The sequence below is a fragment of the Prescottella soli genome, from assembly GCF_040024445.1.
Taxonomy (GTDB): Bacteria; Actinomycetota; Actinomycetes; order Mycobacteriales; family Mycobacteriaceae; genus Prescottella; species Prescottella soli.
Map to the genome: position 1 here is coordinate 2,638,994 of NZ_CP157276.1, position 12,547 is coordinate 2,651,540.

Here is a 12,547-nt window from a genome sequence, read left to right on the forward strand (position 1 = left end):
CCAGTGCACGTGATCGTAGGGCGCATAATCGCATCGTGACCCCCGTGACCCGCGCAGACCTCGCTTCCATCCCGACTTACGTGCCGGGCCGCAGTTATCCCGGGGCGATCAAGCTGGCGAGCAACGAGACGACGCAGGGTCCGCTGCCGGGTGTCGCGCAGGCCATCGCGGGCGCCGCCGCGACCGCGAACCGCTACCCCGACAACACGTCGGCGGCGCTGATCCGCGCGCTGTCCGAGTCGCTCGGCGTGCCGACCGAGAACATCGCGACCGGCTGCGGGTCGGTGGCGCTGTGCCAGGAACTGGTGCAGGCCACGTGCAACGAGGGTGACGAGGTCGTCTACGCGTGGCGCTCGTTCGAGGCGTACCCGGTCGTGACGAAGGTGGCCGGTGCGGTTCCGGTCCCGGTGCCGCTCACCCCGGAGGACGGCCACGACCTGGACGCGATGCTGGCCGCGATCACCGACCGCACGCGGCTGATCTTCGTGTGCAACCCCAACAACCCCACCGGCACCGCGCTGGGCCGCGCTGAGCTCGAGCGGTTCCTGGACGCGGTCCCGGCGCACGTCGTCGTCGGGCTCGACGAGGCGTACTTCGAGTACAACCGCTCCGGCGTCGACGGCATCGAGCTGGCCCGCACCCGACGCAACGTCGTGGTGCTGCGGACGTTCTCGAAGGCGTACGGGCTGGCGGGCATCCGCGTCGGCTACGCGGTCGCCGATCCGGTGATCATCGCGGCGCTGGCGAAGGTGCACATCACGTTCAGCGTGAACGCGGTGGCGCAGGCCGCCGCGATCGCGTGCCTGGAGGCCCGGGACGAGCTGCTGCATCGCACGCACGCCGTCGTCGCCGAGCGCGACCGCGTCCGCGACGCCCTCCTCGCCGCCGGCTACGACGTGCCGGTCACCGAGGCCAACTTCGTGTGGCTGCCGCTGGCGGACCGCTCGGCCGCGTACGGCGAGGCCAGCGCCGAGGCCGGCGTGCTGATCCGCCCCTACGGCGTGGACGGCGTCCGGATCACGATCGGCGACCCGCACGAGAACGACGCGTTCCTCGCGTTCGCGACGTCGGCCGCAGGGCTCGAGCTGGCCGGGGTCCCCGCCGGATACCCCACCCCGTAACTGAACCGTTACCTGTCGACGGGCACATCTTTGCCGGATCGTTGGCAGACTCTCTGCGGTGTGCCGACCCGCGAACGATTTGTCCGGACGCCGATGGCGCCGTAGGGCGGCGGCTCTCGCATCGGCACTCGGGGCGTCGCTGACCGTCGGCGCCCACCCCGCCGAGGCGCGGCCGGCCGACGACCTCGAGACCGTCTCCGTGCGGCTCCTGACGATCAACGATCTGCACGGCAGCCTCCAACCGCCCCGGGGCGCCCGTGCGCAGATCTCGCGGCCGGACGGGCCGGCGACCGACGCGGGCGGTGCCGCGTATCTCGCCGCGTACGTGCAGCAGCTGCGCGCCCAGGCGCCGCACTCGCTGCTGTACTCGGCGGGCGACAGCTGGGGCTCCTCGTCGATCGAGTCCGCGTTGTTTCACGACGAACCGACCGTGGACCTGCTCAATCTGATGGGCGTCGACGCCGCGTCGATCGGCACCCACGAGCTCGACAACGGGTTCGGCGAGCTGCGCCGCATGCAGACCGGCGGCTGCCACCCCGTGGACGGCTGCCAGTTCGAGTCGGTGTTCGACGGCGCCCAGTTCCCGCTGCTCGCCGCGAACATGACCTTTCCCGACGGCACCCCGGCCGCCCTGCCGTACGCGGTGGACTACGTCGACGGGATCCCCGTCGGGGTGATCGGCGTGATGCCGTCCGACGCGCCGGCCAAGATCGCCGTCGATTCGGTCACCGGTCTGCAGTTCGGCGACGAGCTCGAGGCGATCGACCGCACGGCGGACACACTCGACTTCCTCGGCGTCCACGCGATCGTGGTCCTGCTCCACCGCGGCGACACGCAGGCCGCCGGCGGCCCCAATTCGTGCGACCTCGGCGACGGCCCCGCCCGCACGATCGCGACGCGGGCAACGCCCAAGGTGGACGCGATCTTCACCGCCGACACCCACACGCAGTTCAACTGCACCGTCGACGATCCCGCCGGCAATCCTCGGCCGGTGATGCAGGCCGCCTCGCACGGGCGGATCGTCTCGGTCGTGGACATGACCCTCGACCGCACGACCGGCGAGGTGAATCGCGAACGCACCCAGGCGTTCAACCAGATCGTCACCCACGACATCTCACCGGATCCGGTGGTCGCCGACCTGGTCGCCCGGGCCAGCCGGCAGTCCGACGAGATCGCCCAGCGCCCGGTGGGCGCCGTCACCGACGACATCACCCGCGAGCCGACGCCGGGGGGCGAGAGCCCGCTCGGCGACCTGATCGCCGACGCGCAGCTCGAGGCGGCCCGCGGACGCGGCGCGCAGGTCGCGCTCACCAATCCCGGCGGCATCCGCGCGGATCTGCTGTACGACGCCGACGGCACGATCACCTACGGCAACGCCTACCAGGTCCAGCCGTTCCTCAACTCGCTCGAGGTGCGCACCCTCACCGGGGCGCAGCTGAAAGATGTTCTGGAACAACAGTTCCAGTCCAGAGACGACGGCTCCACCGCAGAACTGATCCTGGCGCCGTCGGCCTCGCTGACGTATCGCATCGACCGAGGCGCACCGGTCGGGTCCCGCATCGCCGACATCCACGTCGACGGCCGGCCCGTCGCACCGGACGACGACTACCGGGTGGCGGTGAACAAGTTCCTCGCCGACGGCGGCGACGGTTTCACCGTCCTGCGCGACGGCACCGAACATGCTTCCGCCGGAAACGATCTCGATGCGCTCACGTCGTATCTGCAGGCCCGCTCCCCCGTCGCGCCGCCCGCGGCGGACCGCATCACGATCGCGGGATCGAACTGACGCGATTCGGTCAGGCCGACGCCAGTGGGTCCGCTGCTCGATCCACGTGCGCATCTGGTCGACGCTGTTCTGCAGGGTCTCGGCGGTGAGGCCGTCACTGGTCGGCACGTTTCGGGGCCGCGCAGCCGTCGCGCATTGCCAGAAACCTGCCAGACGCACCCAACCGGACATTCAGGTTCACGAGACACCGTTCGGAACCGGCTGTGGGGCTGCACACATGGTGTGCAGCCCCACAGCTCGTGGTGCGCCACCGACGGCGTCGATACCGAAGTACCGAGAGATTCAGACCTGTCGTGCGAGCCGACGCGCCTCCACCAGCCACTCGCATCCGGCACGCGGGTCGTCGACGGTTCCGCTCACCAGGCCCCACTCGAGTCCGCGCCGCACGTCGTCGAGGCTGCGGACCGGCCACGCCCCCACCTCGTAGCCCGAATCCTGCAGCCGCCGGACAATGTCGACGCTCAGTCCCTCCCAGCCGCTGTAGAACGCGGACGCTCCGGTCGAGGCGAGTACGGCCTCGATCCCATCCGGGTGTCGCCCGGTGTCGGGGTAGCCGAGCGTGATGAGCCCGCGGCGCACGTCCGGGGCGAGTTCCTGCAGCCGGCGCAGCGCCTCCGGCAGGAAACTGGTGAATCGGATGCGCCGCGCGTCGTCGGGGCGACCCGCGACGATCCGGGCCACCTCGGGGACGGCCTCGACGGCCTTGATCTCCACCTGAAGGGCGACGCACGTGACGTCGAGCGCCTCCTCGAACGTCGGAACACGCTCTCCCGCACCGACGTCCACGCCGCTGATCCGATCGTACGACAGGTCCGCGACGGGCCCGAGCCCACGACCCGAGTCGGCGGCGGCCCGACGGTCCAGCGTCGCGTCGTGCAGGACGATCGCGACCCCGTCCGCGGAGAGGCGGACGTCGAACTCGAGCTCGTGCACGCCGATAGCCTCCGCGAGCCGGAACGAGGCGAGTGTGTTCTCGGGCGACTCGGCCATCGCGCCGCGGTGCCCGACGACGGCATACGTGACAGGCAACGGGCTCATCAGGCCACCAGCTCCTCGTACTGGGCACGGATGGCGTCGGTGTCCTTGCGGATCACCTTCGCGGCCGCCGACAGCACGGCGGCCGGGTCGGCGTTCTCGGTGTAGAGCTTCTGCATCGCGCCACGGACCTCGATGATGGTCGAGGACACGTAGCGGCGGACGGCGTCGGGCTGGCGCGCGATGTCGAGCTGCTTCACCGCCAGGCCGTAGCTGGGGTTCTCCGCGATCCGCGCGGTGACCGCCGCCGATGCCGTCGCACCGGGTGTCGCCGGCAGGTAGCCGGTGTCGACGGCCCAGTCACCGGCCTGTCGGTCCTGCGCCAGGAACTCGATCAGCTTGGCGGCCGCCGCCTTTCGTTCGGGATCGGCGTTCTTCATGATCGACAGCCCGGCGCCACCGGTCGGGACGCCGGTGTCCTTCGCGGTGGGCAGGAAGCCGGCACCGACCTCGAAGTCGGAGCCCTTCGTCAGGCCGGTGAGCACGCCGGTGGAGTTGGTGATGGTCGCGACCAGGCCATTGCTGAAGTCGGTCACGAAATCCTGTGCCAGATAACCACTCTTGTCGTCGTTGATCACCGCGCGGTCGAACGCGGCGGCCGCGATCGCCTCCGGCGCGTCGAGCGTCACGTCCAGCCCCTGCGACATCGCGCCGCCGTAGTTCCACAGCAGGCCCTGGAAGTACCAGTCGTCGGCGCCCGTGTACGCGCGCATCGCGACCTTGTTGCCGCGGTAGGTCCTGCCGGTGACCTTCCGACCCCAGTCGCGGAACTCGTCCCACGTCTGCGGCGCCCGGTCGGGCAGGCCGGCGTCGGCGAAGATCTGCTTGTTGTAGTAGAACAGCGGCGTCGAGCGCCCGAACGGCACCCAGTACGACGACCCGCGGACGACGCCCTCTGCGAACAGACGCCGGTGGTAGGTGTCCGCGTTCCAGCTGTCGGTGAAGTATCCGTCGAGCGGTTCGATCATGCTGGAGAGGAAGAACTTGTTCCACGACACGTCGGAGAAGACCGCGATCTCGGGGATCTGACGGGCCTGCAGTGCGGCCGCCAGTTTCTCGGTGACACCGTCGTAGCCCTTGAACTGCTGCACCTCGGCGTAGATGTCGGACTGCGACTCGTTGAAGCGCGTGACCAGTCCGGTGAAGGCGTCGTGGTTGGTGCCCGACCACGGACTCCACACGACGACGTTGGTGCGGCCCTTGAACTGGGCCGGGGGTGCGACGTCGGGCTGGGAGTAGCCGCCGGACGTGGCGCCGCTCGGCGAGCCGCAGGCCGACAGGATCGGCACCGCCGCTGCGGTCATCCCGGCCAACGCGAGGAAGCGACGGCGGTTGAGTGCCGGAGTCGGGGCTCCGGCACGCGAGAATGCGGACATGAGGGATCTCCTCGGTTCGTGAAAGTGGTTGCGGGGAGCGGATTCAGTTCTTGGTGGCGGCGCCGGCGAGGCCGGCGATGATGTACCGCTGGGCGAACAGGAAGAGCAGGAGCATCGGCAGGACCACCAGCACGGTGCCGGCCATGATCGGGCCCCACTGGTCGATGCCCTCGGTCTCCTTGAGGAACATCAATCCGATGGGGAGCGTGCGCATCTGAAGCGAGTTGGTGACGAGCAGCGGCCAGATGAAGTCGTTCCACTCGTCGATCACCGCGATGAGCGCGACAGTGACGACGGCAGGCTTGGCCATCGGAAGCACGAACCGCGTCAGCCGGCGCAGGTGTCCGCAGCCGTCGAGTTGCGCGGCCTCGAGCACCTCCTTGGGCAGGGCCAGGAAGTGTTGCCGCAGCAAGAACGTTCCGAAGGCACTCGCCAGCCCCGGCAGGAAGATGCCGGCGTACGTGTTGATCAGCCCGAGATTACCGATGGTGATGTAGTTGATGAGCAGTGTGACGTGCCCGGGCACCATGAGCGCACCGAGCACCGCCAGGAAGATCACGCGTTTGAACGGGAAACGCAGGAACGCGAATGCGTAGGCGCTGAACACCGCGAGGACCACCTTGAGGGTCGCACCGACCGCGGTGACGATCACCGAGTTGAGAAAGAACTGCCCGAACGGAACGGTTTCCCACGCCCGCCGGAAGTGGTCGAGCACTAGTTCGGACGGAATCCACTGCAGCGGCCACCGGTAGATCTCGTCCTCGGGTTTGAACGCGGAACTGAGCATCCAGTAGAACGGGACCAGGAACAGCAGGCCGACGACGATCAGCACCAGCAGCGCCGGGAGTTTACGGATCCGACGCTTGGTGACGGTGTCATTGCGCCGTACGGCGGTGGTCGAGGCGGCCATCAGTAGTGCACCTTCTTCTCGACGTACCGCATCTGGACCGCCGTGACGATCAGCAGCAGCACGAACATGATCATGGCGCCGGCCGCGGCGGTGCCGGCCTTGAACTGCATGAATCCCTGCGAGTAGACGAACCAGCTGAGCGTCGTCGTGGCCTCGGCGGGTCCACCGCTCGTCATCATCGCGATCAGGTCGAACGACTGGAACGCACCGATGACCTGGGTGACCGCCAGGAAGAACGTGGTCGGCGAGAGCAGCGGGAAGACGATGTGTCGGAACGTCTTCCACCTCCCCGCCCCGTCCAGCCGTGCAGCCTCGAGAACGTCACCGGGAAGCGACTGCAGCGCAGCGAGATACACGATCGCAACGAAGCCGACTCCCTTCCACACCGCGACGATGATCAACGCGGGCAGGGCCCACCGGCTCGACGTCGTCCAGTGCGGGGAGTCCATTCCCAGCGCGGAGAACACCACCCGCGACAGTCCGTAGTTCGGGTCGAACAGGAACAGCCACACCGCAGCGACGGCCGCACCGGAAAGGATGTGCGGGGAGAACGCCAACGCCGAGACAGCCCTGCGGCCGGGTACTTTCGCAGCGAACAGCAAGGCCAATGCGAGCCCGCCGACCAGGCTGATGCCGACCACCGCGACGACCCACACCGCGGTGATCCGCAGCACCCGCAGGAACGACGGATCGGTGAACAGCGTCGCGTAGTTGTCGAGGCCGACGAACGTCGGTTGCGGGGCAATCATGTCCCACCTCGTGAGGCTGAGGTAGGCGTTGCCGATCACGGGCCAGTAGGCGAACACTGCAATGAGCGCCAGATTCGGGAGCGCGAACAATGCGAAGAGCAGGTACTCGCGCCGGCGCCGACGGGCGCGGCCGCCGCGCCGACGCGCGGACGGCGCGGGATCCCGCTCGGGGCGAGGCCCGGACGGCGATGTCATCGTCGGCGCGGGGCGCTGGACTGTCAGGGACACGGCCACGGACCTTTCCTGGATATCACTCGGGTGTTATCAACGAGCTCGGCCAGGGGTGATGTTCGCACTCGATGATGGGACGGTCAAAAGCACCTCCCGCACCCGATTCGGTCGCTCTACGGCCGAACGGAAGCGTCCGAAATAGCTTTCTTCCAGCATGTTTCGATCACGCACCGACCTGCGAGTCGAGCGAAGATCGCTCCTGGTTCGACGACAGTCGGGCAAAGCTTCGTGCCGAGTTCACTACCCGTTAATCACACTCACGTTGATATATATACGGGTGGTCCCCGACAGCAGGAGTGAGGACGGTTCATGGTGCAGCGATCTATCAGCGACTCCCGCCAGGAGCGGCTGGATGCGATCCTCGAATACCTTCTTGCGGAAGGGGATGCGTCGGCGCAGAGCCTCGCCGGCCGGTTCGGAGTTTCACTCATGACCGCGCACCGGGACCTCGACGAACTCCAACGTCGCGGCATCGTGCGGAAGTTCCGCGGCGGAGTGAGCGTCCAGCGCACGAGTACCTACGAGATCGCCGCAACACTACGGCGGCTGGTGGCGGTTCCACAGAAGCGCGCCATCGCCGCGGCGGCGTACCGCCTGGTGGAGCCCGGACAGTCTGTGCTGCTGGACGATTCGACGACCGCGGCGACTGCGTTGGACCATCTGCTGAAGGTCGAGGGCCTGCACATCGTGACGAACTACCTGCCGGCGATGTCCCGTATCGCCACCGACGGACGCATCGCGCTCACGGCGATCGGCGGCACGTACGACATCGGTCACGAATCCTTCCTCGGGGTCGCCGCCGCGTCCGCAATCCGCGGCATGAGAGTGGACACGGTGTTCTTCTCGACGTCGAGTGCCGACATCGCCGGCACCTACCACCAGGAGGAGTCGATCGTCGCGGTCAAGACCGAGATGATCCGCTCGGCCCGCCGACGGGTGCTGCTGATGGACTCGAGCAAGCTGGGCGGGACGTCGCTGCACCTGGTGTCGGACTGGTCCGCGATCGACGACCTGATCACCGATACCGCCGCACCTGCCGAGCTGCTCGACACGCTACGGTCCCGAGGCGTGGCCGTCACGGTGGTCGACCCGGACGAGACCGTCCACCAACCGCATTCATCGGACGAGGAGAAGTAGTGATCGAGCTCGATACCGCCGTGCAGGCGGTGCTGTGGGACATGGACGGCACACTCGTGGACACCGAACCGTACTGGTTCCGAGCCGAAACCGACCTGCTCGCGGCGCACGGGGTGCCGTGGAATCACGAGCAGGCCGCCGCGCTGGTCGGGAACGCGCTGCCGGACTCAGCGGCGGTGATCCGGGGCGCCGGGGTGGACCTGGGGATCCGGGAGATCATCGACACGCTGCTCGAGTCGGTGATCGCCCAGGTGCGTGCCGAGGTCCCGTGGCGACCGGGGGCCCGCGAGCTTCTCGCCGACCTCCGCAACGCCGGAATCCCCTGCGCGATGGTGACGATGAGCGAGCGCCCACTGGCCACCGAGATCGCGCGGCGGCTGCCCGAGGGGACGTTCGAGTTCCTGGTGACCGGCGACATGGTCAGCCGCGGCAAGCCGCACCCGGAGCCGTATCTGCTTGCGGTCGAGAAACTCCGTGAGACACGGGATTCGCTCGTGCACGACCGTGTGGTCGCGATCGAGGATTCGCTGCCCGGTCTGGCCTCGGCCCGCGCGTCCGGTGTCGTCGCGCTCGGTGTGCCGAACATCGTTGCGCTACCCGACAATCCGGGTCACACGCTGTGGCCCACGCTGGAGGGGCGGACGGCCGCACACCTGCACGAGCTGGTGCGCGGACGCTAGCGCGTGCCGGCCTGAGCGCCCACTACCCGCCGTGAAATGCGGTTTTCCGCCGCACCCGACCAGGAATGGGCGCTCAGGCCGGCCCCGCCGCCGGGTCAGGCGCTCAGCCGCAGCCCGGTGGCGTGGTCGAAGACGTGCAGGGTGTCCGGGTCGAAACTCACCCGGACACAGGTGCCGATCGGCACCGACCGGTGTCCCTCGGTCCGGACGGTCAGGGCGTGGCGGGCACCGTCGACGGCTACGTGGCCGTACAGGTACGCGTCCGCACCGAGTTCCTCCACCACGTCCACCCGCATCTCGACGCCTTCGCCGGCACCGCACAGCCGCAGAGCCTCGGGCCGCACGCCGACCGTGACGGCTCCTCCGTCCACCGCGTCGACGACGTCCCGGGCGATCGGGACGGTGACATCGGCGAGGCGGGCACCGCCATCGACGACAGGGAGGTCGATCAAACTCATTGCGGGCGAACCGATGAACCCGGCTACGAAGCGGTTTGCCGGGCGCAGGTACAGGTTTCGTGGGGTGTCCACCTGCTGCAGGACGCCACCCTCGAGCACCGCGACCCGGTCGCCCATCGTCATCGCCTCCACCTGGTCGTGCGTGACGTAGAGCGTGGTGACACCGAGTCGCCGGGTGAGCCGGGCGATCTGGTTGCGGGTCTGCACGCGCAGCTTCGCGTCGAGGTTCGACAGCGGCTCGTCCATCAGAAACACCTGCGGCTGCCGCACGATCGCCCGCCCCATCGCCACGCGCTGCCGCTGGCCACCGGACAGCGCCTTCGGCTTGCGGTCCAGGTACGGCTCGAGGTCGAGCATCTTCGCCGCCTCCTGCACGCGGCGCTTGATCTCGTCCTTGGGTGTCTTGGCGATCTTCAGCGCGAAGCCCATGTTCTCCGCGACCGACATGTGCGGGTACAGCGCGTAGTTCTGGAACACCATCGCGATGTCCCGGTCCTTGGCGTCCACATCGGTGACATCGCGGTCGCCGATCAGCAGGCGCCCGTCGTCGACGTCCTCGAGTCCGGCGAGCATGCGCAGCGATGTCGTCTTGCCGCAGCCGGAAGGCCCTACGAGAACGAGGAATTCGCCGTCCGCAATGTCGAGGTCGAGTGTGTCGACGGCGGGCCGGTCGGCTCCCGGGTAGCGGCGGGTGATGCCGTCGAAGGTGACGGTGGCCATGAGGGTGTCCTTTCACGGGCAGGAACGTGCCCGACGATCCGTGATGAAGGGGCGAAATGCCCGTCCGCCATTGCAGCGCGTCGAGGTGAACGACACGCGGTTTGGGAGGGACACTGGAACGAACGCCGGGCGTCCTCGTCGACACCGATGAGTTTCGGAGGGTTCGGCGGTCTGCATCACCGAGAAGTTCGTCGAGACGAAGGAGAAGCCCGTGCGCATCGTGGTCAGTGAGTTCATGAGCCTGGACGGCGTCGTGCAGGCCCCCGGCGGCCCCGAAGAGGACACCGACGGCGGCTTCGCCCACGGCGGCTGGTCCCATCCGTACTTCGACGTGGAGGTGATGGGCGGCGCGATCGGCGCCGCCGCAGAGAAGACGGAGGCGCTGCTGTTCGGTCGACGCACGTGGCAGACGATGGCGGCCGCGTGGCCCGAACGCGCCGGTGACCCGTTCGCCGACCACATGAACAACATCCGCAAGTACGTGGTCACCGACACCCTCACCGACGATCAGCTGACGTGGTCGAACACCACGCGCATCGCCGGCCGCGACGCCGTCGCGGAGATCCGGAAGCTGCGGGACACCGAGGGAGGGGACCTGTCGGTGATGGGCAGCACGACGCTGGTGCGTGCCCTGTTGCGCGAGGGCCTGGTCGACGAACTCCTGCTGATGATCGAGCCGGTGCTACTCGGCGGCGGCAAGACGATCTTCCCGGATGACGGTGCCCAGCGACCGATGGAACTGGTCTCGTCGGTCACCACGGGCACCGGCGTGCTCGTGTGCACCTACCGGCCGGCCGCCGAGTAGCAGACCAGGTCAGTGTGCGTAGATGCCCGGCCGCCGGGCCGACCACGGCATCGCCCGCTCCAGGTCGGCGGCGAGGGCCAGCAGCGTGGCCTCGTCGCCGTATCGGCCGACGAATTGCAGGCCGATCGGCCAGCCCAGGCTCGATTCGGCGAGAGGGAGTGAGATCCCGGGATTACCGGTCGCGTTGAAGAGGCCGGTGAAGGGTCCGTACTCGAAGATCCGGTTGTACCAACCGGCGGCGTCGAGCGAGTCGTCGTCGGAGTTCAGGTGCCCGAGAGGAAGATTCGGCCGCGCGGAGGTCGGTGTCAGGAACACGTCGTAGCCGGTGAGGAAGCGGGCGACCTCGCGTCGGGCGACGTTGAACTGGTGCTCGGCGGCGAAGATGTCGCGGGCGGTGAGGGTGGCGCCATACTCGGCGCACACCAGCGTCGTCGCTTCGAGGTGCTCCCGGCCGGGAGTGAATCCTCCCATCTCGGCGGTCGTTGCCACGGTGTCGCCGAGGAAGCTGCACCAGGCGTCGAGGCTGGCCTTGTCGAAGGCCTCCGCGTCGATGTGCGGCGCCGCCTCCTCCACGTGGTGGCCCATCTCGGCCAGCCGAGCCGCCGTATCGACCACGGCCCGAACACATTCCGGATCGACCGCGCGACTCGCGTCGTACGGGACGGTGCTGAAGGCGATCCGCAGCGGGCGTGAACCCCGGGTGATCAGCTCGCTGAACGACGCGTCCTCCGCGGGGAAGAGGTACTTGTCGCCCGGTTCCGACCCGTGCACCGCGTCGAACAGCGCCGCGCAGTCTCGCACGGTCCGGGTGACCGCGAATTCGATGCCCAGCCCCAGGAGCGGGTCGCCGTAATCGGGGCCGGCGGTGATGCGGCCACGGCTCGGCTTCAACCCGACGAGGCCACACGCCGCGGAGGGAATGCGGATCGAGCCGCCGCCGTCGTTGGCGTGAGCGAACGGTAGGGCGCCGGCCGCGACGAGCGCGGCGGAGCCGCCACTCGAACCGCCCGGGCTGCGGGTGGGGTCCCACGGATTCCGCGTGGGCCGACCGTAGGCGAGTGCCTCGGTGGTCGCGTTGAACCCGAGCTCGGGAGAGGTGGTGACGGCCATCGTCGCGAGGCCGGCGCGGCGGAAGCGGGTCATCAGCGCGTTGTCGTACGAATGCTCGATCCCGGCACCGAACAGGCGGCTGCCGTTGCGCTGCGGCACGCCGGCGGCATGGGTGATCAGATCCTTGATCGCGAACGGCACGCCGCGGAAGGGCCCGGACGCGTCGTGGTCGAGTGGCTGCTCGAAGCGCTCCCCGGCGACCGCCCCCAGCTGCGGATCCACCTGGTCGATCGCGGCGGCGGCGGCCGCCTGCACTTCCGCGGCGGCGACGTCGCCGGCGGCGATCAGCGCGGCGAGTTCAGTCGCGTCCCGTGAGGCGTAGTCGGCGATTTCCATGGCATCCTCCGTGGTTCGTTCATCGCTGGCGCTGTGAACGTAGGTTCGGCGGAACGCCACGGCATCCGTCGATCTACGGATGCGGAAGGTTCG

At 68.7% G+C, this 12,547-nt stretch carries 11 protein-coding genes; 5 read left to right on the plus strand and 6 right to left on the minus strand.

Features of this window, described 5'->3' with window-relative positions; translation table 11 throughout:
- Positions 1-35: 35 nt before the first annotated feature.
- Positions 36-1,121, plus strand: coding sequence for a histidinol-phosphate transaminase (gene hisC / locus ABI214_RS12445; protein ID WP_348610863.1), 1,086 nt, complete (start codon positions 36-38; stop codon positions 1,119-1,121).
- A gap of 79 nt (positions 1,122-1,200) precedes the next feature.
- Complete coding sequence (locus tag ABI214_RS12450; RefSeq protein ID WP_348611578.1) at positions 1,201-2,907, plus strand: bifunctional metallophosphatase/5'-nucleotidase; 1,707 nt, start codon at positions 1,201-1,203, stop codon at positions 2,905-2,907.
- A 282-nt stretch (positions 2,908-3,189) separates the two neighbouring features.
- Here ABI214_RS12450 and ABI214_RS12455 read toward each other — a convergent pair whose 3' ends face one another.
- Genes ABI214_RS12455 through ABI214_RS12470 form a run of 4 tightly spaced genes read right to left on the minus strand, consistent with a single transcriptional unit; the run spans position 3,190 to position 7,205 of the window.
- Complete coding sequence (locus ABI214_RS12455) at positions 3,190-3,945, minus strand: glycerophosphodiester phosphodiesterase (RefSeq protein WP_348610866.1); 756 nt, start codon at positions 3,943-3,945, stop codon at positions 3,190-3,192.
- Positions 3,945-5,318, minus strand: coding sequence for an ABC transporter substrate-binding protein (locus tag ABI214_RS12460; protein ID WP_348610869.1), 1,374 nt, complete (start codon positions 5,316-5,318; stop codon positions 3,945-3,947). Before ABI214_RS12460 ends, ABI214_RS12455 begins: the two co-directional genes overlap by 1 nt.
- Before the next feature lie 43 nt (positions 5,319-5,361).
- Positions 5,362-6,228 carry a carbohydrate ABC transporter permease gene (locus ABI214_RS12465; protein ID WP_348610872.1) on the minus strand — a complete coding sequence of 289 codons (867 nt, stop codon included), beginning with the start codon at positions 6,226-6,228 and terminating at the stop codon, positions 5,362-5,364.
- Positions 6,228-7,205, minus strand: a complete 978-nt coding sequence (locus tag ABI214_RS12470) for a carbohydrate ABC transporter permease (RefSeq protein WP_348610875.1) — start codon at positions 7,203-7,205, stop codon at positions 6,228-6,230. Before ABI214_RS12470 ends, ABI214_RS12465 begins: the two co-directional genes overlap by 1 nt.
- Before the next feature lie 312 nt (positions 7,206-7,517).
- Here ABI214_RS12470 and ABI214_RS12475 point away from each other — a divergent pair, with 312 nt between their 5' ends.
- Positions 7,518-8,345, plus strand: coding sequence for a DeoR/GlpR family DNA-binding transcription regulator (locus ABI214_RS12475; protein ID WP_348610878.1), 828 nt, complete (start codon positions 7,518-7,520; stop codon positions 8,343-8,345).
- Complete coding sequence (locus ABI214_RS12480; RefSeq protein WP_348610881.1) at positions 8,345-9,025, plus strand: HAD family hydrolase; 681 nt, start codon at positions 8,345-8,347, stop codon at positions 9,023-9,025. Before ABI214_RS12475 ends, ABI214_RS12480 begins: the two co-directional genes overlap by 1 nt.
- A gap of 95 nt (positions 9,026-9,120) precedes the next feature.
- Here the strand turns inward: ABI214_RS12480 and ABI214_RS12485 are convergent, their stop codons facing one another.
- Positions 9,121-10,203, minus strand: coding sequence for an ABC transporter ATP-binding protein (locus tag ABI214_RS12485; RefSeq protein ID WP_348610883.1), 1,083 nt, complete (start codon positions 10,201-10,203; stop codon positions 9,121-9,123).
- 211 nt (positions 10,204-10,414) lie between these two features.
- Between ABI214_RS12485 and ABI214_RS12490 the strand changes: the two genes are divergently transcribed.
- Positions 10,415-11,008, plus strand: coding sequence for a dihydrofolate reductase family protein (locus ABI214_RS12490; protein ID WP_348610885.1), 594 nt, complete (start codon positions 10,415-10,417; stop codon positions 11,006-11,008).
- A gap of 9 nt (positions 11,009-11,017) precedes the next feature.
- On the opposite strand, the gene ABI214_RS12495 is transcribed toward ABI214_RS12490, so the two are convergent.
- A complete protein-coding gene (locus tag ABI214_RS12495) occupies positions 11,018-12,454 on the minus strand; it encodes an amidase (RefSeq protein ID WP_348610887.1) in 1,437 nt (478 codons plus the stop codon).
- Between the last annotated feature and the right edge of the window lie 93 nt (positions 12,455-12,547).